The organism is Pseudomonas donghuensis, assembly GCF_000259195.1.
GTDB classification, from domain to species: domain Bacteria; phylum Pseudomonadota; class Gammaproteobacteria; order Pseudomonadales; family Pseudomonadaceae; genus Aquipseudomonas; species Aquipseudomonas donghuensis.
Genome location: NZ_JH650759.1, coordinates 247316 through 270036 on the forward strand (window position 1 = coordinate 247316; position 22721 = coordinate 270036).

The window sequence follows — 22721 nt, forward strand, 5'->3', positions numbered from 1 at the left end:
GCCGGTGATCGCCCTGAACGTCAACAAGGTCGATGTCGAGTTCTTCCGCATCAAGCCTGACAAACTCTCGCCGTTCCTTGCCGCCTGGGGCCGCAACAGCAGCCTGTACTACTACCAGTCCAAGGAAACCCTGGACATGGCCGAGCTGGTCTACAGCGGCCGCTTCGACCTCAACCCGGCGAAGAACACCCGCGAGACCGTACTGCTGCCGATTGCGGGGATCAAGCCGCTGCAAGAGCCCGGCGTGTACCTGGCGGTGATGCGCGCGTCCGGCACCTATGACTATTCGCAACCGGCGACGCTGTTCACCCTGAGTGACATCGGCGTCTCGGCGCATCGCTACCAGAACCGCATGGATGTCTTCACCCAGGGCCTGGAAGGCGGCAAGGCGCTGAGCGGCGTCGAGCTGGAACTGCTCGACGGCGAAGGCCGCGTGCTGGCCCAGGCCAAAACCGATAGCGACGGCCACGCCCAGTTGCCAACGCCGCCCAAGGCTGAAACCCTGCTGGCCCACCAAGGCGTGCACACCACCATGCTGCGCCTGAACAGCGCTGCCCTGGACCTGGCCGAGTTCGACATCACCGGCCCTCAGGCCAACCCGCTGCAGTTCTTCGTGTTCGGCCCGCGTGACCTCTATCGCCCGGGTGAAACCGTGCTGCTCAACGGCCTGCTGCGTGACCAGGATGGCCGCCCGCTCAAGCCGCAACCGGTGACCGTGGAAGTCCGCCGCCCGGATGAGCAGATCAGCCGCAAGTTCGTCTGGGAAGCCGATGCCAATGGCTTCTATCAGTATCAACTGCAACTGGCCGATGAAGCGCCGACCGGGCGCTGGCAGTTGTTGTTCGACCTCGGCGGCGGCAAGAAGCAGGTGTTCGAGTTCCTCGTCGAAGACTTCCTGCCCGAGCGCCTGGCCCTGGAGCTCAAGGGCAGCGACAAGCCGTTGAGCCCGGAGCAGACCGCGCAGATCAAGGTCAATGGTCGCTACCTGTATGGCGCCCCGGCCTCGGGCAACCGCCTGAGCGGCCAGGCTTATGTGCGCCCGTTGCGTGAAGCGGTACCGGCGCTGCCTGGCTACAAGTTCGGTTCGATCACCGAGGAGGAACTGAGCCACGACCTGGAGCTGGACGAGGTTACCCTCGATGCCGCGGGCAAAACCACGCTGAACATCGAAAGCAAATGGTCCGAAGCCCGTTCGCCGCTGCAATTGACCGTGCAGGCGAGCCTGCAGGAGTCCGGTGGCCGGCCGATCACCCGCCGTCTTGAACAACCCATCTGGCCGGCCGGGCGCCTGCCTGGCCTGCGCGGCCTGTTCGACGGTGAAGAGACCGACGGCGAAGGCCCGGTGGAATTCGAAGTGCTGGTGGCCGATGCCGCAGGCAACAAGCTGGCCGTCAACAACCTCAAGGTTCGCCTGATCCGTGAGCGTCGCGACTACTACTGGAACTACTCGCAGAGCGATGGCTGGAGCTACAACTACAACGAGAAGTATCTGACCCAGAACGAAGAGACGGTCAATGTCAAAGCCGGCTCGACCGCGCGGGTCAACTTCCTGGTTGACTGGGGCCCGTACCGCGTCGAGGTCGAAGACCCGCAGACCGGTCTGGTGTCGAGCGAACGCTTCTGGGCCGGCTACCGTGCCCAGGACAACGCCGACGGCGGCGCCGTGCGTCCCGATCAGGTCAAGCTGGCCCTCGACAAGCCGTCCTACGCCGATGGCGCCACCGCCAACATCACCGTCACCCCGCCTGCCGCAGGCACTGGTTACCTGATGGTCGAGTCCAGCGAAGGCCCACTGTGGTGGGAAGAAATCGACGTGCCGGCCGAAGGCAAGAGCTTCGCCGTCAAGCTCGATCCGAAGTGGGCGCGCCATGACCTGTATGTCAGCGCCCTGGTGATCCGCCCGGGTGAGCGCAAGGTCAACGCCACGCCGAAGCGCGCCGTAGGTGTGCTGCACCTGCCGCTGGATCGTCACGAACGTAAGCTGGCCGTCACCCTCAGCGCGCCGGAGAAGATGCGTCCCAAGCAGCCGCTGACCGTCAAGGTACAGGCGCGCAATGCCGACGGCAGCGTGCCCAAACAGGTGCATGTACTGCTGGCGGCAGTGGACGTGGGTATCCTTAACATCACCGAATTCGCTACCCCCGACCCGTTCACCGGTATGTTCGGGCGCAAGGCCTATGGCGCCGACCAGCTGGACATCTATGGCCAACTGATCGAAGCCGGGCAGGGCCGTCTGGCCAGCCTGGCCTTCGGTGGTGACGCCGCCATGGCCAAGGGCGGCAAGCGCCCGAACACCACGGTGACCATCGTCGCCAAGCAAAGCGCCCCGGTCACCCTCAATGACAAGGGCGAAGGTGAAGCCACGGTCGATATCCCCGACTTCAACGGTGAACTGCGGTTGATGGCCCAGGCCTGGACCGGCGAGCGCTACGGCATGGCCGAAGGCAAGACCGTGGTTGCCGCACCGTTGATCGCCGAGCTCTCGGCACCGCGCTTCCTCGCCGGTGGCGACCGCACCACCCTGGCCCTGGACTTGTCCAACCTGTCGGGCAAGGCGCAGAACCTGACCGTGCGCCTGAGCACCGAAGGCCAGTTGAACCTGCTCGGCGCCGCCGAACAGACCCTGAACCTCACCGAAGGCAAGCGCGTCACCCTGCTGGTGCCGGTGCAGGCCAGCGGTGGCCTGGGCCAGGGCAAGGTCAAGGTCGACGTGCAGGGCCTGCAACTGCCGGGCGAATCGGCCACGGCCTTCAGCCGCGACTGGACCCTGGGCATTCGCCCGGCCTACCCGGCGATGCTGCAGCACTATCGCGTCGCCCTCAAAGACCAACCCTGGACCTTGCCCGACGCAGACCTTGCACTGTTCGAACCCGCCGGCCTTGAAGCCTCATTGGCCCTGTCGAGCCGCCCACCGCTGAACCTGGCCGAACAGATCCGCGCCCTCGAAGCCTATCCGTATGGTTGCCTGGAGCAGACCACCAGTGGCTTGTACCCATCGCTGTACGCTGATGCCGCGACCCTCAAGCGCCTCGGTATCAAGGGTGAAGCGGCGGACGTGCGCAAGCGCAAGATCGAGATGGGCATCGAGCACCTGTTGGGCATGCAGCGCTACAACGGCAGCTTCGGCCTGTGGAGCGCCGATGACCAGGAAGAGTTCTGGCTGACCGCCTACGTCACCGACTTCCTCCTGCGCGCCCGCGAGCAAGGTTATGCGGTACCGCCCGAGGCCCTGAAAAAGGCCAGCGAGCGTCTGCTGCGTTACCTGCAGGAGCGCAACCTGATCGAGGTCAACTACAGCCAGAACTCCGAGCACAGCCGCTTCGCCGTGCAGGCCTACGCCGCCCTGGTGCTGGCGCGTACCCAGCAGGCGCCGCTGGGCGCCCTGCGCAGCCTGTTCGAGCGGCGCAGCGATTCGCGCTCGGGCCTGCCGTTGGTACAACTGGCCATCGCCCTGGACAAGATGGGCGACAAGCCGCGTGGGCAACAGGCGCTGCAGGCCGGCCTTGCCGTCACCCGCAACGAAAACACCTGGCTGGGCGACTACGGCAGCTCCGTGCGTGACCAGGCGCTGATCCTGTCGCTGCTCACCGAGAACAACCTGGCCAGCGACAAGGTCGATGCACGGCTGTTCGAGCTCTCCGATCAGATGGCGGGTAACCGCTGGCTGTCGACTCAGGAGCGCAACGCGCTGTTCCTTGCCGGTCGTGGTCTGCTGGGCAAGCCGGAAAGCAAATGGTCGGCGCGCCTGGACAGCGCCGGTGAAGTGCGCGAGTTCAATCCCGAGCAATCGGGGATGAAACTCGAGGGCCCACTGCTGGCTTCGCCGCTGACCATCCAGAACGAAGGCAGCGAGACCCTGTTCCAGCAACTGACCCTGTCTGGTTATCCGCGTCAGGCCCCGGTTGCCCGAGGCAGCGGCATGACCATCCGCCGCGAGTTCCTCGGTATGAATGGCCAGGCACTGGACATCAAGGCGCTCAAGAGCGGTGACCTGGTGCTGGTGCACCTGGCCGTGACGGCCAACACCCAGGTGCCGGACGCCCTGGTGGTCGACCTGCTGCCGGCGGGCCTGGAGCTGGAAAACCAGAACCTGGCGCAAAGTGCGGCCAGTCTGGAGAACGCCAGCAGTGCGGTGAAGGAATGGCGAGAGTCGATGCAGAACGCCAACGTGGTGCATCAGGAGTTTCGCGATGACCGCTACGTAGCGGCGCTGAACATCGACTACTACTCCACCACCCACCTGCTGTACCTGGCCCGCGCGGTGACCCCGGGGACCTACAAGGTACCGCCGCCGCAGGTCGAGTCGATGTACCGGCCGAACTACAACGCGGTGGGCGAGACGCCTGCCGAACTGGTAGTCAAAGGCCGCTGACAGAGGGCTTTGTGGGAGCGGATGAATCCGCTCCCACATGCTCTAATTGCTCAGTGAATGATCCAGCTCAGCACCCACAAACCCAGCACCAGCCAGATGATGCCGAGTATGATCGAAGCGCGCATGAACGCGCGGATCGCCGAGTACAGCAGCATCAGGCCGATGATCAGGGCGAGGATGCTGACCAGCGAAGTGTCCATGCCCAGGGTGCGTGACAGGCCCTCGATGAAATTGCTACCGGCGTTGGCCAGCAAGTTGAACAACCCGCTCAGGCCGTCGACGATAAAACGGATCACTGCCCCCAGTGCCTGGCCGAGCCACTCGAAAAAACCTTCTACATGCATAGTTGCTTCCTGATGATCAATTCGGCGAATGCGCCGTTGCCAAGCCTTTGGCCGTGCCTTGGCCGGGTCGGTTCCCTGCGTAGCTGTTACGCCAGGAGGACTTGATGCACATCTTAACGCGCCTGCGCGGCGCCATCAGAAAACCGCTGGGCTTGCTGCTCGGTATCCCGTTGCTGCTTGTTGCCTTGCTAGGGCTCGCCGACCGCCTCTGGCCGTTGCCGATGCCGGCGGATGATCTGGCCCGGGTAGTGCTGGCCGAAGACGGCACGCCGCTGTGGCGCTTCGCCGATGCCGAGGGTGTATGGCGCTACCCGGTCAGCGCCGAACAGATTTCGCCCTATTACCTGGAGGCATTGCTGACTTACGAAGACCGCTGGTTCTACCATCACCCCGGGGTCAATCCGCTGGCGCTGGCGCGGGCGGCCTGGCAGAACCTGCGCGGTGGCCGGGTGTTGTCTGGCGGCAGTACGCTGTCGATGCAAGTGGCGCGTCTGCTCGACCCACATTCGCGCACGCTGCCCGGCAAGCTGCGTCAGTTGTGGCGCACGGCACAGCTGGAGTGGCACCTGTCGAAGGCGCAGATCCTTGAAATCTACCTCAACCGCGCGCCGTTCGGCGGCACCTTGCAGGGCGTCGCCGCCGCCAGTTGGGCGTACCTTGGCAAGTCGCCGATGCACCTGACGCCGTCGGAGGCGGCGCTGCTCGCGGTGCTGCCCCAGGCACCAAGCCGTCTGCGCCCGGATCGCCACCCCGAGCGTGCCCAGGCGGCGCGCGACAAGGTCCTGCAACGCCTGGCCGAGTACCAGGTATGGCCGCAGCAGCGGGTTGCCGAGGCAGCAGAAGAGCCACTGTTGCTGGCACCGCGTCAGGAGCCGGCGCTGGCGCCGCTGCTGGCGCGCCGACTCAATCGTCCGCTCAGCCCGCCGTTGATTCGCACCACCCTCGATGCCTCCTTGCAACGGCGCCTGGAAGACCTGTTGCTGGGCTGGCGTGCGCGGCTGCCGGAGCGTACCTCGGCGGCGATCCTGGTGGTCGAGGCGCAGAACATGGCGGTACGCGCTTACCTGGGTTCGATTGATCTCAATGACGAGCGCCGTTTTGGCCACGTCGACATGATCAGCGCCCTGCGCTCACCCGGCTCGACCCTCAAGCCGTTTCTTTACGGCATGGCCATGGACGATGGCCTGATCCATTCCGAATCCTTGCTGCAGGATGTGCCGCGGCGCTACGGCGATTATCGCCCGGGCAACTTCTCCATGGGTTTCAGCGGGCCGGTGGCGGCCAGTTCCGCCCTGGCATTGTCATTGAACCTGCCGGCGGTGCAACTGCTTGAAGCCTACGGGCCGAAGCGCTTCGCCGCGCAGATGCGCAGTGGTGGCGTGCCGCTGATCCTGCCGCCGTTGGCCGAGCCGAACCTGTCGCTGATTCTCGGCGGCGCCGGTAGCCGCCTGGAGGACCTGGTGGGTGGTTATGCGGCGTTTGCCCGAGATGGCTTGAGCGCGCCGATCCGCTTGCAGCCGGATGAGCCGTTGCTTGAGCGGCGCCTGCTGTCGCCGGGCAGCGCCTGGATCATCCGGCGTATTCTCAGCGGCCAGGCGCGCCCGGATCGCGACCCTCACGCCGAACTGGTGCAGCGTCCGCAGTTGGCCTGGAAGACCGGTACCAGCTATGGCTTTCGTGATGCCTGGTCGATTGGCGTGGGGCCGCGCTACCTGATCGGCATCTGGATCGGCCGCCCGGATGGTACGCCAGTGCCGGGGCAGTTCGGCCTGGCCTCGGCGGCGCCGTTGATGCTGCAGGTGCATGACGTGCTGAGCAACCGCGACAGCCAGCGCGGTATCGCCACTCCCGTGACGGCGGTGCCGGCCAATGTCGGGGTTGCGGCAATCTGCTGGCCGCTGGGGCAACCCATGGCCCGCCAGGACCCGAACTGCCGTCGCCAGCGCTTCGCCTGGACCCTGGACGGCACCACGCCGCCGACCTTGCTGGCCCAGGACCAACCGTTGAGCGTCGGCCTGCGCGAGACCGTCTGGGTCAACACCCAGGGCTTGCGCGTCGATGCCACGTGCCCCGGCGCCCAGGCGCGGGACATCGCCCTATGGCCGTCGCCACTGGAACCCTGGCTGCCACGGGTGGAACGCCGCGAGGCGCGCTTGCCCAAGGTCGATCCGGGTTGCCCGCCGCAGGTGCCGCCCAGCGCGCCGCCGTTGTCGATCGTCGGTGTGCGTCAGGGCGATCAGTTACGCCGTCCGGCCACCAGCAGCGAGCCGTTGCGTTTCAAGGTCTCGGCCCTTGGCGGTAACGGTCGGCACTGGTGGTTTCTCAACGGTGCGCCGCTGGGCGAAACCAGCGGCCAGGAAAACCTTACGGCGAGCTTCGACCAGGCCGGGCGCTTCGAGTTGAGCGCCCTGGATGAAAGTGGCGAAACCGCCCGGGTCGAGTTCCAGGTCAACGAGTGACAACGCGCATTAGACGATGCCGGGGCCAGCACCTACGCTTGGGGTGACGAGGCCGCTGCCCTGGCGGCTGCGTACTGATCGGGATCATGGAGTGTCCGATGCGTCCGTTGGCTGTCGCAATTGTTGGATTGTCCTGGGCGAGCGTGGCCAGCAGCGAACCCCTGCCGCGCTTTCTCGACAGCCACGAAATCGAACGAAACCTGCCCGCCCCCAACCTGCCGGCCGATGCCTATCGGCCGAGCAACCCGGGTGTGCAGGTGCCCATTGCGGTCACCCTGGCCCAGCCATTACTGCGTGATACCCGGATATTCCTGCGCAAGGTGCGCTTCGAGGGCGGCAGCATCTATCCGTTGAGTGACCTGCGCGACAACTATCAAGGCCTGGTCAACCGCGAGGTCAGTCTGGGCGAACTGATCGACGCCACCCAGCGCCTGACCCAGCGCTACCAGCAGGACGGCTACCTGCTGTCCCATGCTTATCTGCCCGAGCAGGACTTCGCCGATGGCCGGGTACGGGTGGTGCTGGTCGAAGGCTACATCGACGATCTTGAGCTACATGGCAAGGTTGGCCCGGCGGCAGCCTATGTGGAGCAACTGGTGGGTTGGCTCAAGGCCGAACGCCCGCTGACCCGTACGACCTTCGAGCGCTATGTCGCCCTGATGAGTCGCCTGCCGGGTTTCAGCGTGCAGGCGCGGTTGTCGCCTGCCGATGCCAGCAATGGTGCCAGCCGCCTGATCATCGAGGCCACGCGCCGGCCGTTCAGCGCAACCCTGGTCATCACCGATGGCACCCGCGATGACCCCCAGGCGCTACTCACCGTGAGCAGCAACGCACAGACAGCGCTCGCCGAACAGTTCAGTGTCACCACCCTGGCGCCACGCGGGGAAGATCACGAAAGCTATTTTCGCCTGGATTACGCCCAGTACCTGGACGACCAGGGCAGCCAGCTGCACTTGTCGGCGTCGCGTTACGACAGCAACCCCAGTGCCCAGGTGTTGCTCGGCGATGGCACCCAACTCAAGGCCCATCGCGAGAATGACCGCTTCTCGGCCGGCTTGAGCCAGGTACTGCTCGCCGCGCCCGGCGAGTCGCTCAACGTTGCCGCGCGCTTCTACATGGTCAACGACGATGTGCTGTACCGCGCAGTCGGCGCGCCCATGCGCCTGAGCAACCGCACCGATGTGCGCGCCCTGGGCTTTGAGGGCGAGTGGCGCAAGGCCAATGCAGACCAACTGCGGATCGTCAGTGGTGGCGCCTACCAGGGCCTTGATTATCTGGGGGCGAAAACCAACAGCGATTTCGACCTGGATTTCTTGCGCCTGCGCCTGTCCGGGTTGCAGAGCGACCGCCTGTTCGGCAACTGGCAGGGCGTGGTGTCGGCGGCCTTGTACTGGAGTGGCGACAGCCTGCCTGACAGTGAGCGGGTGGTATTCGGCGGGCAAAGCTTCGCTCGTGGCTATCCCGCCGATCAGGCTCTGGGCGACAAGGGCTGGGGCCTGGCTTATGAGGTCAACTACAGCTTCAACGGCGATGGCCGCTGGCTGAAGCTGCTGCAACCTTATGCCGTGCTGGATACCGCGCGCACCTGGTTCAATGAAGTGGACCTGCGTGATGCGCACCTGTCTTCAGCAGCATTGGGGCTGCGCATCGGTGACGGGCGTTTCTACAACCTTGCGCTGGAGCTGGCCAAGCCGCTGTCGGATGTCGCCCTCGACAGCTTTGACCGCGAGCCGCGGGTCAGCTTGAGTTTCAGTGTGCAGTTATGAACGTGCATCGCCAGGTATAAGCAGGTCTATCGTGGGAGCTGGCGTTGCCAGCGATGGGCTGCGCAGCAGACCTGAAAGGTTCACTGCACCAGTTGCATCCGCGGCTTGGGGAACAGGTTGTCCAGGGTTTCCAGCAGGCGGTTGTGGTAGATCGGCTTACGGAACAGGTCCAGCACCTGCAGACGCAGCAAGTCGCTGACGTCGTCCATGTCGGCATGCCCGGAGGTGACGATCACCGGCAGGTGTTGACGCGCGGTGTGCTCGCGCAGACGCCTGATCAGTGAAATGCCGCTTTCCTCGGGCATGCGCAGGTCGGTGATGACCAGGGCCACGTCCGGGTGGCGGGTGAGCTGTTGCAGGGCGAGTTTGACCGAGGTAGCCGTGTGACAGCAAAACCCCTCACCCTCCAGCAATTCGGCAAGCTCCAGCAAGGCGTCCTCTTCGTCATCCACCAGGAGCAATTGTTGACGGGGGGAAGAGGTCGGCATGAGGTAGTCCTATGGCAGCGTGATTGAACAAGAGACCCAAACGGTACAGCAGTGATGCTGGCCTACTCTGAAGGCGTCGTGGCTTGAGCCTTGGTCATCGCCCCCTGAACCTTGGTCATGACCGAAGACACACTACCGGAAATAGGGGTGATGAACGCTGTCAGCACCACTGCCACCATCGCCGCGGCAATCGCATACTCGATGCCCGAGGCACCCTCTTTGCGGTAGAAGAATTCTTTGCAGCTTTTGAGGACACGGGAAAGACGCATGGCATTTCTCCTTGCGCCGCAGGCGCAGGTGGCAGGGGTATTGGATGATTCCCCTTTGCCATCACAGCATTGTCAACGGGTCATACTTCGGCAAATGTAAGAAGGTATTAATACTAAAGTTATAACTCAATGCCGGCGCCAATAAGCTGTTGTTTTATGGTGCTGCCGGTTTTGCGACGGAAAAAAATCTGACGGGTAATGGCATTTTGTCTTAGCTGCGCTACCGTCAAATAGCGAAATAGTTGTTTCCGACTGCAGTGCTGTAGGCCATTTCACATAAAGGGCCGAAAGAACGCTGAGGGGAAGGAGGATCGGCATGAGCAGTCGCATTACCATCATCCTCGCAGGCTTCTTTCTGCTCGGTGCGTTGCTGGCCGGTTACTGGGGCCTGGTCCTGAGCCGCCCACCCAGTGAACCGCTTGCCGCACCTGTCGCTGCACCTGTACCGACGCCCGTTGAGCAAGTGGCAAAAGACGCCGCTGACCAACTGCGCAAGCCGGTGGTGGTGTTGCGTCGTGACGTTGCCGCGTATGTGCCGCTGACGGCAGACGACCTGGTAGTAGAACGCTTGCAGGTGGCTCCGCCCGGCAGTTTCCAGACCCTTGAGCAAGTGCTCGGGCGCAGCAGTTGGCGCGCGTTGAGTGCTGGAACCTGGCTGGAGCAGGGCAGCTTCGAAGCCGGTGGCCCGCTGGCACGGATGATCCATCCCCATGAGCGCGCGCTGGCGGTAGCTGTGGATGAGGTGGTGGGCGTCGCCGGGCAGTTGAGTCCGGGCGACTATGTCGATGTCTTGCTGTATCTGCGCGAAGAGACCCGCAACCCGCAAGCGTCGGCTCAGGTGGTACTGCCGGCATTGCGTCTGCTCAGTGTCGGCGAACAGTTGGGCCTGACCAATGACGGCAAGCCCGCGCAGCCGCCAGTGAATGAAAAGAGCCAGCCGCAGCAACCGCCCAATGCTGCGCGCACGGTAGTGCTTGCCGTTCCCGAGGCACTGGCCAGCCGCTTGCTGCTTGCCGCCCAGGCCGGCAGTTTGCGCCTGGCCGTACGCAGCGCCGAAGAGAAGCGCCTGGCCCGCTATTGGGCGGACCCCAAAGCCAGCAGCAAGGAAGTCGATAGCGCCAATCGCAAACTCTATCGCTTCAGTCAGCTTGCCCAGGTACCCGCTGCCCAGCCGGTGGCCAGCGTCGCGCCGTCGCGCGGCATAGAGATCATCCGCGGAAATCAAGCCGGACAGCCCACCCCCTGACCAAGCAAGGATGCCCTTCAATGAGCAGTCGTTCCGAGCGGGTAACCAAGCAGATGCTCTGTGCCTTGCCGTGCACTGCGCCGCAGGTGCCAATGGCGCTGGCAGCGCCCTCGATAACGGCGACTTCGAACGTCGCAGCGGGTTATCCCCATGAGTGAAAGCCTGAGCCAGACCTTCCTCGCCATCACCCGCAACGATGGCGACTTGCAGTGGCTGCAAGGTGCGCTGGCGCCACTGGGGCAGGTGGTGGGCGCCGGCAGCGGCAGCCTTGACGAGCTGCTGGCGCTGGTCGATGTCACCTTTGCCGGTTTGGTGTTCGTGGGGCTGGATCGTGAGCAGGTGGTCAATCAGTGCGCACTGATTGAGGGGGTGCTGGAAGCCAAGCCGATGCTGGCAATCGTTGCCCTGGGCGATGGCATGGACAACCAGTTGGTGCTCAATGCCATGCGTGCCGGGGCGCGGGACTTTGTCGCCTATGGCTCGCGCTCCAGTGAAGTCGCAGGGTTGGTGCGGCGCTTGAGCAAACGCCTGCCGCCAGTAGCCAGCAACCCCAGCCTTGGGGGGCTGACGGTACTCTATGGCGCCCAGTGCACCGCTGATGGCGCCTTGCTGACCACCCATATGGCGCGGGTGGTGCAAACCAGCGGCCAGCAAACGTTGCTGCTGGACCTTGGCGTGCCTCGTGGTGACAGCCTGGCGTTGCTCGGCCTGGAAGCCTCGTTTCATTTCGGCGATGCCCTGCGCCACCTGCGCCGGCTCGACAATACCCTGATCGACAGCGCCTTCACGCGTGAAAGTTCGGGCCTGCGCCTGCTGGCCTACGCCGAGACCGACGAACCGCTGGAACGCACCAGCGCGGCGGAGCTGTACATGCTGCTCAGCGCCTTGCGCCAGCATTTCCAGCACATCGTCGTGAACCTGACCGGGCAGGTTGACAGCGAAGCCCTGCGCACCTTCGTCAGCCATTGTGACAAGCTGATCTGGTACACCGACCAGAATGTCCTCGATTGCCGGCGCAACCTGGAGGTGCTGACCCAATGGCGCGAGAAGGGCATGAAGCTCGAACATGCCAGCCTGCTGGTCGACCGCTACCTGCGCGGCGTCGCACCGGACTCCGAAGCCCTGGGCAAGCGCTATGGCTTGCCGGTTCTGCGGGTTTTGCCCTACAGCCCAGAGGTGCGCCTGAATGCCAAGAACCAGGGCCTGACCTTGTTCGAACTGGCACCGCGCGAGCAGCTCACCCAACATTTGAAAGCGCTCGGTGAACGGCTGGCGCGCCGCTCCGAGAGCAACCCTGCGGTCAGCGCCAACTGGCTCAATCGGTTATGGGGGCATAAATGAGCGGTGACGAACTGTTCGGCGGCCCGCGGCACAACCTGGGGGCCGACCCGCAAGGGCTCAAGCGCGCCTTGCATCGTTACATCATCGATGCCATCGAGGACAGCGGGCGCAACCTGCTCGAAGGCTCGCGCCCGGCCCTGGCGCAATTCGTGGTGGAGCAGGTCGGCGACTATATCGCCCGACTGCACCTGGCCCTGTCGCGCTACGAGATGGAACGCCTGGCCGAGGAAATCGTCGACGAACTGACCGGCTTCGGTCCGCTTGAAGTGCTGTTGCGCGATGCCAGCGTCACCGAAATCCTGGTCAACGGCCCGCACCGGGTGTTCATCGAGCGGGCTGGCCTGCTGCAGCAGACGGATCTGCGCTTTATCGATGCCCACCATGTCGAGCGGGTCATGCAACGGATTCTCGCGCCCTTGGGCAGGCGCCTGGATGAATCGTCACCCATGGTCGATGCGCGCATGCCCGACGGCAGCCGGGTCAACGCGATCATTCCGCCGGTGGCGCTGGACGGTCCGTGCCTGTCGATCCGCAAGTTTCGCAAGGACATGCTCAAGAGCGCCGACCTGCTGGCCACCCGGACCATCGACCAGGGCATTCTCGACTTCATCCAGTTGGCGGTGGCACGGCGCTGCAACATCCTGGTCAGTGGCGGCACCGGCACCGGCAAGACCACCATGCTGAATATCCTCAGCCAGTTGATTACGCCCCGCGAGCGCTTGGTGACCATCGAAGACGTGGCCGAGCTGCAACTCGATCACCCTCACGTGGTGCGCCTGGAAACCCGTCCGCCGAATGCCGAGGGGCATGGCGAGATCAAGGCCAGCGAGTTGATCCGCAATGCCTTGAGGATGCGCCCCGACCGCATTCTGCTCGGCGAGATCCGTGGCGTCGAAGTGCTCGATGTGCTCACCGCGATGAACACCGGTCACGACGGCTCAATGAGTACCGTACATGCCAACACCGCCCAGGACGCCTTGCTGCGTCTGGAAACCCTGGTCGGCCTGACCGGCCGCCAGGTGGCCGAGAAAACCCTGCGGCAGATGATCTGTGCGGCACTGGATGTGGTCATTCAATTGACCCGCCTGGCCGATGGCCGCCGCTGTGTCAGCGAGGTGTTGGAGGTAGTCGGGGTGCGCGATGATGTGTACGTCACCAATACCCTGTTCCGTCTCGATCGGCACAACGGCGAGGGTTTCTTGCGGGAGGCACCGAACCCTGCCGGCGACAAGCTGCGCCGCGACTATTCGGAACTGCAGCCGTGATTGCTGCGGTACTTGGCTTGATCTGCCTGGCCTTGCTGGGGGTATCGGTGCGCTTGTTCTACAGCGGCATGCGCAAGTCGGGTGAGGAGCGGATCCTGCAGCGTCTTGGCCAGGTTCAGGTGACCTCGGCGCTGACGCCCAGTAGCCGTGACTGGCTGGACCGCCTGTTGCAGCGCGCCGGTATCGAGCGGCGCAATGACCGGCTGCTGATATGGCTGGTGATCGGCCTGCTGACAGCGCTGCTGTGTGGCCGGATCCTGGGGTGGGCAGCAGGCGTCGGGCTGGTGCTGCTTGCACCGTTGCTGATCTGGTTGTTCCTGGGCTGGCGCTATCGCCGACGGCTGCAGCGGATGATCGAACAGTTGCCGGTGTTGCTCGATCACAGTGTGCGCAGCCTCAAGGCCGGGCGAACCTTGAACGATGCCGTGCTGGGCGCCATCGATGCGTCGCGTGACCCTTTGCATGGCGCTCTACAGCGGGTGCGGCGCAATGTGCAGATGGGCGTCAGCCTGGACGATGCCATGAGCGACCTGGCCGAACTGTATGAGCAGGATGAGCTGCGCCTGTTCGCGTTGGGCTTGCGTATCAATCATCGCTACGGCGGCAACGCCAGCGAGCTGCTGGAGAACCTGATCAAGCTGATTCGCGAGCGTGAGCAGGGTAGCCGTCAACTGCGCGCCATGACCGGTGAAACCCGCATGACCGCGACTGTCCTGGGCCTGTTGCCGGTGGGGATGGCCGGCTATTTCCTGATCAGCAACCCCAACTATTTGCTGGCTATGTGGCAGGACGGCAACGGTCAGTTCCTGCTGCTCGGCGCCTTTATCCTGCAAGTGCTGGGCTGCCTGGTGTTGTGGCGCATGTTACGGAGTATCTGAAATGGCCTGGTTGCTCTGTGCCCTGATGTTCTTCGCCGCATTTGTCTTGCTGGCAGGCCAGTTGCTGCACCAGCGTCGTCGTCAGCGCCTGGTTGCTCGGCGTCTGCAGGGCCAGCTTGGCAGTGAGAACCGCTTGGGCAACTGGCTGCAACAGATCGGCAGCAGCCGGCTGGGCCAGCGTTCGCTGAATCTGGATAGCGAGACCCGTCTGCTGCTTGACCGCATGGGCTGGCGGCGGAGTCGGCAACGGGCGCTGTTTGCCGCTTGCCAGGTTGGCGTGCCGTTCCTGGCCCTGGGGTTGGGCATAGCGCTGCAGGAGACCCTGTACCGCGATAGCCAGGTACCGTGGCTGGTAGTGCCGTTTTGCGCCATGGGTGCGGGCTATCTGTTGCCCAAGCGCCTGCTGGCGTGGGCCGCTGTGCGTCGCCAGCAACAGATCGCCGGCGAAGTTTCGACCTTCATACCCTTGCTGAGGATTCTCTTCGAGTCGGGCCTGGCGGTGGAGCAAACCTTGCGTGTGCTGAGTCAGGAGTCGCGACAACTGTTGCCAGTGTTGAGTGAGGAGTTGCGGGCGATTCTGCTGCGGGTCGACTCCGGTATGGCCTTGGCTGCGGAGCTTGAGAAAACCGCGCAGTTGCTCAGCGTCGACGAGTTCAGCGACACCTGCGTGATTCTCCAGCAATTGCTGAGCCAGGGCGGTGGCGCAATGAAGTCGCTGTTGGCGCTCAAGCAACTGCTCGATGACCGTCGGCTGACACGCATGCAGGAACGGATTTCGAAGATGTCCGGGAAGATGTCGATGGTGATGATGGTGTTTCTGTTTCCGGCCTTGCTGATCGTGTTGGCCGGCCCCGGCCTTAGCGCCCTGGGCAGGGCATTGGGTTCATGAGCGGGAACAAGGCACGAAGGCAGCGACGACAATCTCCAGGCGCAGGTCAACCTGGTGAGCCGCCTGCACCTGACACCGGCGCGGCACTCAGTGCGCCGTGACACGTTGATGAAGGGGCGAGGAGCTGGGAGACAGCGCCAGCGCCAGTTGGGTGCGGTTGTGCATGTGGGTCAGGCGCAGCACCTGGGACACGTAGAGCTTGACGGTGTTTTCGGTGATGCCCAGTTCGCAGGCGATCTGGTAGTTGGTCTTGCCCTTGCTGACCAGCCGCGCCACATCCAGCTGGCGCGGTGACAGCTTGTTGAACAGGGTCGGCAGGTTGTCGGGTTCCACTTCGGGGTCGACGTCGGTGGCGCGGCGGTGGGCGCCGAGCCCGCGGGCCTTGTCCAGGTCCTGGTAGAGGTCGTCGATCGAGTCGGCCAAAAACTGCAGCTTCTGGTTCAGGTCACCCAGGTGCTGGTAGCTTCTGCGTCGTTCCAGCACGGCAGCCTCCTGGCGTTGCACGCCTTCGAGCAGTTCGCTGAGGTCGACCGGCTTCTGGTAGTAATCGGCAAAGCCTTCGCGCAGCGCCTTGATCACGTCCTGCTTGTTGGCGCGGCCGGTGAGCATGATCGCTTCGAACAGCCGCTGCGGCCCGGCAATGGCCTTGAGCGCACGCATCAGTTCCAGGCCATCGTAGTCGGGCATGTGCAGATCACACAGCACCAGCGCGATCTCCTGATCGACACTGAACTGTTCGATAGCCTGGGTACTGGAGTGGCAGGGCACGCAATGGTAGCCACTGCTCTGGAGAAATTCGCACAACTCTTCGACGATCAGTGGCAGGTCGTCCACCACCAGCACCTTTAATTCACTGACTGATTTGTTCACAAGCAACTCCCTGCTGTTCGCCTTTGTGTTCCCTCGACCAGGCTGAGCCTGGATCCATCCGGCACACATTAGAAAGTAGTCGCACTTTTGGGCTATGTACAAGGTGGGTACATCCATTTGCACGTAGCATTCGACTAATGGATCCAGACCGCAGCCAGTAAAAATCCGACCAGCAGGAACGGCGCGAAAGGCTGTTTTTTTGACGACTCTTCGTTCAGTTGCTTCAGGCGGTTCTTAACCTTCTGACTTAACAGGGACCACAGCCAGCGACGGCCCAGCAGCCAGGCAACGACGGCTACACCGGCACCGATAAACGTACCCAGCAGGTGCATGCGATCGGTGGCCAGGGCCAGGGCACCGAGCAATTTCACGTCGCCGGCGCCCAGGCGGCCGAGCATGTAGCCGGGGAGGGTCAGGAGCATGACGATGGCCAGCGCCCAGCCACCTTCGCTGGCGTCGGCGCCAATCCAAGTGTGCCCGGTCACGAACAGATAGGCCAGGGCGCAGGCGGCGGCGCCGAGGGTCAGGGTATTGGCGATCTGGCGTTCGCGCAGATCTTGTTCAGAGCACAAGGCAAGCCACAGCAGCAGAACAATGCTTTGCATTGGCGAAAGGTCATCCCTTTGTGGTGAATGATTCTATGCTGTCTTTCAGGTGTCTCTGTCAGGGTAGACGCGATCATGCAAGCAAGCCTGTGCAAGCGGCAAAAAGGCGCGGCAGCCCTCGAGTTTGTCGCGGTATTCGTGATCTTCTTCGCGGTCTTCTACGGGGTGCTCAGCTACGGACTGCCCATGCTGATGCTGCAGTCGTTCAACCAGGCCAGCAGCGAAGCGGTGCGCCGCTGCGTGGCGCTGGACCCCGCCAGTGCAACCTACAGCGCTGACATCAATGCTCTGGCCAAACGTGTGCTCGGTGAACAGCTGGCATGGATGCCGACGTCGTTGGACTTCCAGGTCAACAGCGATGCCAGTGTCACGCTCACCCCCGGCAAGCTGCTGACAGTGAAAATCGACTACGCCAAAGCCAAGCTGACCTCGGTGTTGCCGGTGCTGGACCTGCCGGGTATCGGTGAAGTCCCGCGCTTGCCCGCCAGCCTCAAGGCCGAAGCGAGCCTGCAACTGTGAGTGGCGGCCAGGGCTTGTTCGAGCGCTGGCGTGGGCGCGCGGCGCCGGCCGAGGAGCCATTGCCGCAAGCGCCCGAGGTACCAGCGGTAGGCCTGCAACTGTGGCTGGATGCATCGGCCAGGGTATTGCGCCTGGCCGGCCCGCTGCGTTCGGTGCTAGCGCTGCCGACCCAGCCCAGCGCGCGCCTGCACGACTATGTGCAGCCCTACAGCTTGCTGGTGCTTGAAGGTGAGCCGATCGACTGGCAAGGCCAGTCGCTGGAACTGGACTTCAAGGCGGCCGGTGGTCACACCCTGCACACCCGTGGCTGGTTGCTGGCCCAGCGTGGCGGCTGGCTGCTGCAACTGTTCGATATCGGCGACCTGCTGCAGCATCGTCAGCAAGCGCTGGCTGCCGAGCGCCAGCAGCACCTGACGGCGCATCTGGCTTGCGCACTGCGTGCCTGCAGCATCGAACGCCTGCAAGCGGTGGCTGAAGAACAGCTCAACTGGCTGGTGCGGCACTGGCGGGCCCTGGGGGCGAGCGTGCTGGTGCAAACCGATCAGGGCTGGCAGACCTATGCATGCAGCGGCGATGCACGGCACTGGCCGCGAGATGAACAGATGGCGCCGGTGCTGGATCGCCAGCTGCCCGCCAGCATGATCAGCAGCACCACCGAGCCTGCGTTGCAGGCCTTGTTGCCGGGGTTGTCCACCTACCTGTTGGCTTTTGCGCAAGGCCAGGTCAATCAGGCCTGGCTGGTCTGCGTCGAGCCGCAAGAAGTGCTGCAGGCCCAGGATGCCCTGCTGGTTGCCGCGGCCTTTGTCGAACCGCTGCTCGGTCGCTTGGCTGCCCATCAGTTGCAAGTGCAGAGCGAACGCCTGGACAGCCTGCAACTGCAACTGGGGGCCGGCTGGTGGCAATGGCACCTGGCCGATCCCCAGCTGCACCTGGACCCGGCGCTGGCTGAGAGCCTGGGCGTGCCTGCGGCGCTGACGGTCAATCAATGGCTCAGCCGCGTGCATCCTGCAGACCGGGAAGCGACGCAACTGGCCTTTGGCGACCTGCAGCGCGAGGGCTGCGCTTTGCAGTTGAGCCTGCGCCTGCTGGACCACGATACCCAGGCGCAGCCGCGCTGGTATCGCTTGTGCGGCCAGGTGCACGGCAGTGGCAGCAACCGCCGGGTACAAGGCTTCATGCTCGACATCAGCGATATCAAGGCCCAGCAGGCGCAGGCCAGCGCAGCCCAGGCGCGTCTGGAAAACCTGATCGCCAGTTCACCGGCGGTGATTTATATCCAGCGCTACGCCGAAGGCGCGTTGCTGACCGAGTTCTGCAGTGCCAGCCTGGCGCCGATGCTCGGCTGGCAGCCCCTGGCCGGCGAGCCCCTGCAACCGGCGCAGTGGCTGCACCCCGAGGACCAGCCGCTGTGGCTGGAACGTACCCGTACGCTGCTGCGCCAAGGCCAGAGCCGCAGCCGATATCGCCTGCGTGATCATCATGGGGGCTATCACTGGGTACTCGATGAAGCGCGCCTGCTGCGCGATGACCTGGGCCTGCCGGTGGAGGTGGTGGGCATCTGGCTGGACGTCAGCGAGGCGACCGAGGCTGCGGAAAAAGTGCGCCAGAGCGAGGAGCGTTATCGGGTGCTGGTCGAGGATTCGCCAGCGATGATCTGCCGCTACCGGCCGGACCTTAACCTGGTGTTCGGCAACCAGCCGCTGGCCGATTACCTGGAGTGTTCAGCCGCGCAACTGGCCGGCTTGAACCTCGGCCAGTGGATGTCCGCAGCGCAGCGCCAGGCCTTTGTCGAGCGCCTGGCGGGGTTGACCCCGGAGCAGCCGGTCAGCAGTGCTGAAATCTGCCTGCAATTGCCCGGGCGTGAGCATGCCTGGTGGGTGTGGTCTGACCGCGGCTTGTTCGACGAGCACGGCCAACTGCAGGAAGTCCAGGCGGTGGGCCGCGACAACACGCAAGTCAGGCGCAGCCAACAGCAACTGCTGCAAAGCGCGAAAATGGCCACCCTCGGTGAAATGGCCACCGGCCTTGCCCATGAGATCAACCAGCCGCTCAACGTCATGCGCATGGCCGTGGTCAACGCGCTCAAGCGTCTGGAAAACGGTGATGTCCAGGTCGACTACCTGCAAGACAAGCTCAAGCGTATCGATGCCCAGGTGCTGCGTGCCTCGAAGGTGGTCGATCACATGCGCGTGTTCGGTCGGCGTTCGGAGGTCGAGCAGCAACTGTTCGCGCCCTGGCAGGCGGTGGAGGGGGCCTTGTCGCTGCTGGCTGACGGCTTGCGCGGCAAGGGTGTGGAGCTGCGCGTGCAGCCCGCTGAGCACGACGTGCAGGTCAGTGGTCATCAGGATCAGTTGGAGCAGGTGCTGATCAACCTGCTGGTCAACGCCCGCGATGCCCTGCTGGCCCGGCGGGAGCAGCAACGCGACCTGCAGCCGTGGATTGCCCTGGGGCTTGAGTGCGATGCGCGGCAGGTGCGGCTATGGGTCGAGGATAACGGCGGCGGCATCGAACCGCGTTTGCTCGAACGCATTTTCGAGCCGTTCTTCACCACCAAGCCGGTGGGGGTCGGCACTGGCCTCGGGCTGTCGGTGAGCTACGGCATCATTGACACCATGGGCGGCTGCCTGAGTGTCGAGAACGGTGAGCTGGGCGCGCGGTTCTGCATCGAGCTGCCACGGGCTCAGATCATCAGTTGAGCGCGACCACTGTGGCAGCTGAGGTTGGCACCAATCACCACCTGATTCAGGTCGATGCCCAGCAGCATCAGCAGGTTGTTGATGATTGGATCGAGCAGCGCCCCCAGCAAACCGCCGATCAAGCCTGAAACCGTATTGAGCAACAGGCTGACCAGCGCGACCTTCGGGGTCAGCTCCACGCTCTGCAGGGTATTGCGGACACTGGCCACGATGTTTGTCGAGCTGAGCAGGTGGTTGGCCGAGTCCTGTTCAAGCTCAGGTGGTTTGAGGTAGGTGAAGGTTTCGCTCTGGCTGAAGACCGGTGAGTTTGTGCCCAGCCCGATATTGATGCCCAGCACCCTCAGTAGCACCAGTGGGGCGGCATCGACCGGCTTGACCGCTGAGAAAAAGTTGTTGCTGTCGATCGTGCCGATCAGCACTTTTACCGCCGCGGCTTCGTTGTGCACGGTCAGGCTTTTGCTGGCGGCCGAGGCGCAGTTGTAGCCGGTGACATGGCTGCTGGCACTGGCAACCTCCAGGCCCAGGTCGAGGCTGGGGTTGGGTAGCACCTGGATGATCCCCAGGTTGATCCCGCCGAGCAGCGGGCCCAGGTCGACCTTGATCAGGATGCGTGTCTGGGCGGTGCGGACATAGATCTGCTCGGGGTCTTTAGGGTTTGCCGTGGCTTTGGCCGGATTGCCCAGGGCGGAAAATTGCGGCGGTTCGATGATCTTGACCCTAGTCGAGATATTGGCCAGGCCCAGCAGGTTGACCGGCAGGCTGACTTCGGCACCATGGGCGCTGTTGGCCAGTTGCACCATGCCCTGGACCAGTTGCAGGGCTTGCAGTTTGGCGTCCAGCCCGGCACTTGAGCCGCCATTGTGGATGTCCAGTAAATCGCCGAGGACGATCCCCCCGGCATTCTGGGCCTGGACACTGAGCTGGGTCAGGCCGCTGACATCCACCAGCGGGTTGTTCTGTGCAGCCACCGTGGCCATGACCGCCAGCGCCTCACCGACATTAACGGTCTTGCCCAGCAGTTCGGTGTAGTTGCCCGCGCTGACCTGGGCCTTGATCGCCAGGGCATCGAGGTAGTTGAGCAGGTTGACGTCAGCCTGCAACAAGCCCTGCCATTGGGCCAGGCTCAAGTTGACCTGGCTGCCAAGCAACGTGCCCATCAGTGCGTTGAGCTGCGCCGAGCGTGATGAGTCGATGTTCAACAAGGTGCTGCGGATGTTCAGGCGGGCCAGCGGCGGACCGGGCTGGGCCGCGGTTGCCTGGGCGCTGAGGCGGGTGCTGGGGTCAAAGGTGGCGGAGGCCACCAGCGAGCGGATACCGGCGGCAATACTGGTCTGCAGGGTAATGCCAGCCGTCACCCGGACGGCATCGGCCTTGCTTGCATCGGCAGTGAAAACCCGCAAGCTGGCGGCGCCGGTCTGCAGGCTGCCGCACTCCACCTGCAGGCTGCGATCGGGCCCTGGGGCATGGTCATTGCGGGTCGCCGCCTGGGTCGCCAGGGCCTGCGCGCTCGGGCCAGTGGCCAGGCACGTGCCCTTGCCATTGACAGCCTCCAGCGCCGCCATGTCGGCAACCCGCTGCAGTTTGCGCTGTTCCAGAAACAACCTGCCGGTGTCGACCACCATGAGCACGAACAATAGGGCCATGCCCAGGGTCAGGGCTGCGATCAAACCGATAGCGCCACGTTGTCGTGCTGGAAAGCGAGAAGCCACGAGCACTCCTTTGCCGGCCGATGGCCGCGCGGGGCAGCAGTGCAAGGGAGTGTAGCCAAGATAATGGCCAGTCGCCTTTATGGCGACTGACCCGTGAGACTCAGCGGGGCGGGTAGTTGCCCATCAGTTTGGCGACGGTGTTGTGGATCGCCGTATTGCGTTCTTCCGGGCTTGGCGGGTAGTTGTTCATGATCTGCTCGGCACTGCCGCGCCACACCAGCTTGCCGTCGCGGGCGTCGAACATGTCCACCTGGATGGTTGCCACCTTGTAGTCGACACTGCGGGTTTCGTTGTACATCGGCCCGCCCCAGTAGCCACCCCAGTAGCCCCCCCAACCGCCGCCATAGTGGGTGGTGATCTGTTGCTGGCGGTTCTCGACGATCAGGTAGGCCTGGACCTTGAGGTCGCCACGGCTATTGCCCTGGGCCGGGCGCAGGCCGCGCTGGTCAAGCTGGCCGGCCACCGCCTGGCGGATGCGCTGTTCGGTGAGGTCGCTCTTGATCCGCGGATCATCCGGGCGATATTGCAACCCCGGCTCCTGCCAGACCCAGCTACGGTAGGCGGCAAAATCGCGGCTGGCATCGAAGTCCTGGGTGACGTTGCCGCTTTGGCAGGCACCGAGCAACAGCATTAACGAAAGTAAAGCGAGACGGCGCAACATGGTGGTTCTCCGATTGCCTTTAACTGGGAGGATAGCTGGCCAGCGCCTTTTGCACTGACTCTCGCAGGGCATCGGCGCGCTTGCCCTGGGAGTCCTGGCTGGCGGTTTCGGCGCTGGCGCTCCACACCGGCTGGCCGTCGCGCGCGTCATACAGGTCAACGCGCACCACCATTACCTCGACTTCGTAGGTACGCACCAGCGGCACGCTGGTGTAGACCCCGTAACCATTGTGATAGCGCCCGTAACTGCCATAGCCGCCATAGGGATAGCGGTCATAGGCGGAATAATCTTCGCGAACCTGACGCAGGCGCCGTTCCAGGCGCAGGGCGGCGCTGACCAGCAGG

19 protein-coding genes are annotated in these 22721 nt (G+C 63.9%); 11 read left to right on the plus strand and 8 right to left on the minus strand.

Annotated features, from left to right (window positions below; all coding sequences use genetic code 11):
- Positions 1–4372: alpha-2-macroglobulin family protein (locus UW3_RS26635; protein WP_010221708.1), on the plus strand; the 4372-nt coding region annotated here is incomplete at its 5' end.
- 50 nt (positions 4373–4422) lie between these two features.
- Here UW3_RS26635 and UW3_RS0107535 read toward each other — a convergent pair.
- Positions 4423–4716 carry a hypothetical protein gene (locus UW3_RS0107535; protein ID WP_010221709.1) on the minus strand — a complete coding sequence of 98 codons (294 nt, stop codon included), beginning with the start codon at positions 4714–4716 and terminating at the stop codon, positions 4423–4425.
- A 104-nt stretch (positions 4717–4820) separates the two neighbouring features.
- Between UW3_RS0107535 and pbpC the strand changes: the two genes are divergently transcribed.
- Both pbpC and UW3_RS0107545 read left to right on the plus strand, forming a co-directional pair.
- Positions 4821–7175, plus strand: a complete 2355-nt coding sequence (pbpC, locus tag UW3_RS0107540; protein WP_010221710.1) for a peptidoglycan glycosyltransferase PbpC — start codon at positions 4821–4823, stop codon at positions 7173–7175.
- Between the two features lie 98 nt (positions 7176–7273).
- Entirely contained in the window at positions 7274–8941 is a 1668-nt protein-coding gene (locus tag UW3_RS0107545; RefSeq protein ID WP_010221711.1) for a ShlB/FhaC/HecB family hemolysin secretion/activation protein, read from the plus strand.
- A gap of 80 nt (positions 8942–9021) precedes the next feature.
- Here the strand turns inward: UW3_RS0107545 and UW3_RS0107550 are convergent, their stop codons facing one another.
- A complete protein-coding gene (locus UW3_RS0107550; RefSeq protein ID WP_010221712.1) occupies positions 9022–9429 on the minus strand; it encodes a response regulator in 408 nt (135 codons plus the stop codon).
- Positions 9430–9491: 62 nt separating this feature from the next.
- Entirely contained in the window at positions 9492–9698 is a 207-nt protein-coding gene (locus UW3_RS0107555) for a Flp family type IVb pilin (protein ID WP_010221713.1), read from the minus strand.
- Positions 9699–10014: 316 nt separating this feature from the next.
- Between UW3_RS0107555 and cpaB the strand changes: the two genes are divergently transcribed.
- The 6 genes from cpaB to UW3_RS0107580 are packed head-to-tail and all read left to right on the plus strand — an operon-like array spanning position 10015 to position 15317.
- On the plus strand, positions 10015–10944 hold the full coding sequence (gene cpaB / locus UW3_RS0107560; protein ID WP_010221714.1) for a Flp pilus assembly protein CpaB: 930 nt from the start codon (positions 10015–10017) through the stop codon (positions 10942–10944).
- Between the two features lie 20 nt (positions 10945–10964).
- Positions 10965–11102, plus strand: a complete 138-nt coding sequence (locus UW3_RS28880) for a hypothetical protein (RefSeq protein WP_158467527.1) — start codon at positions 10965–10967, stop codon at positions 11100–11102.
- Positions 11095–12285: a CpaE/TadZ family protein gene (locus tag UW3_RS0107565; RefSeq protein WP_010221715.1), complete on the plus strand. Its 1191-nt coding sequence runs from the start codon at positions 11095–11097 to the stop codon at positions 12283–12285. Before UW3_RS28880 ends, UW3_RS0107565 begins: the two co-directional genes overlap by 8 nt.
- Positions 12282–13550, plus strand: coding sequence for a TadA family conjugal transfer-associated ATPase (locus tag UW3_RS0107570; protein ID WP_010221716.1), 1269 nt, complete (start codon positions 12282–12284; stop codon positions 13548–13550). Before UW3_RS0107565 ends, UW3_RS0107570 begins: the two co-directional genes overlap by 4 nt.
- Positions 13547–14428 (plus strand): type II secretion system F family protein, encoded by an 882-nt coding sequence (locus UW3_RS0107575; RefSeq protein WP_010221717.1) that lies wholly within the window; start codon positions 13547–13549, stop codon positions 14426–14428. The genes UW3_RS0107570 and UW3_RS0107575 overlap by 4 nt, the downstream gene beginning before the upstream one ends.
- A 1-nt stretch (position 14429) precedes the next feature.
- Entirely contained in the window at positions 14430–15317 is an 888-nt protein-coding gene (locus UW3_RS0107580; protein ID WP_010221719.1) for a type II secretion system F family protein, read from the plus strand.
- 87 nt (positions 15318–15404) lie between these two features.
- Here UW3_RS0107580 and UW3_RS0107585 read toward each other — a convergent pair whose 3' ends face one another.
- Both UW3_RS0107585 and UW3_RS0107590 read right to left on the minus strand, forming a co-directional pair.
- On the minus strand, positions 15405–16187 hold the full coding sequence (locus UW3_RS0107585) for a response regulator (protein ID WP_010221720.1): 783 nt from the start codon (positions 16185–16187) through the stop codon (positions 15405–15407).
- A 134-nt stretch (positions 16188–16321) separates the two neighbouring features.
- The gene (locus UW3_RS0107590) at positions 16322–16792 is read right to left on the minus strand and encodes an A24 family peptidase (protein WP_010221721.1); all 471 of its coding nucleotides are present in this window, start codon (positions 16790–16792) and stop codon (positions 16322–16324) included.
- Positions 16793–16867: 75 nt separating this feature from the next.
- Between UW3_RS0107590 and UW3_RS0107595 the strand changes: the two genes are divergently transcribed.
- Both UW3_RS0107595 and UW3_RS0107600 read left to right on the plus strand, forming a co-directional pair.
- Complete coding sequence (locus UW3_RS0107595) at positions 16868–17311, plus strand: TadE/TadG family type IV pilus assembly protein (protein ID WP_010221722.1); 444 nt, start codon at positions 16868–16870, stop codon at positions 17309–17311.
- Positions 17308–20007, plus strand: coding sequence for a PAS domain-containing sensor histidine kinase (locus UW3_RS0107600; protein ID WP_010221723.1), 2700 nt, complete (start codon positions 17308–17310; stop codon positions 20005–20007). The genes UW3_RS0107595 and UW3_RS0107600 overlap by 4 nt, the downstream gene beginning before the upstream one ends.
- On the opposite strand, the gene UW3_RS0107605 is transcribed toward UW3_RS0107600, so the two are convergent.
- The 3 genes from UW3_RS0107605 to UW3_RS29335 form a co-directional block, all read right to left on the minus strand.
- Positions 19992–21716, minus strand: a complete 1725-nt coding sequence (locus tag UW3_RS0107605; protein WP_148276785.1) for a pilus assembly protein TadG-related protein — start codon at positions 21714–21716, stop codon at positions 19992–19994. The two genes, UW3_RS0107600 and UW3_RS0107605, sit on opposite strands and share 16 nt — an antisense overlap.
- A gap of 100 nt (positions 21717–21816) precedes the next feature.
- Entirely contained in the window at positions 21817–22377 is a 561-nt protein-coding gene (locus UW3_RS0107610) for a DUF4136 domain-containing protein (protein ID WP_026001226.1), read from the minus strand.
- 19 nt (positions 22378–22396) lie between these two features.
- Positions 22397–22721 (minus strand): DUF4136 domain-containing protein (locus tag UW3_RS29335; RefSeq protein WP_237716730.1); only part of this gene is annotated, 325 nt, incomplete at its 5' end.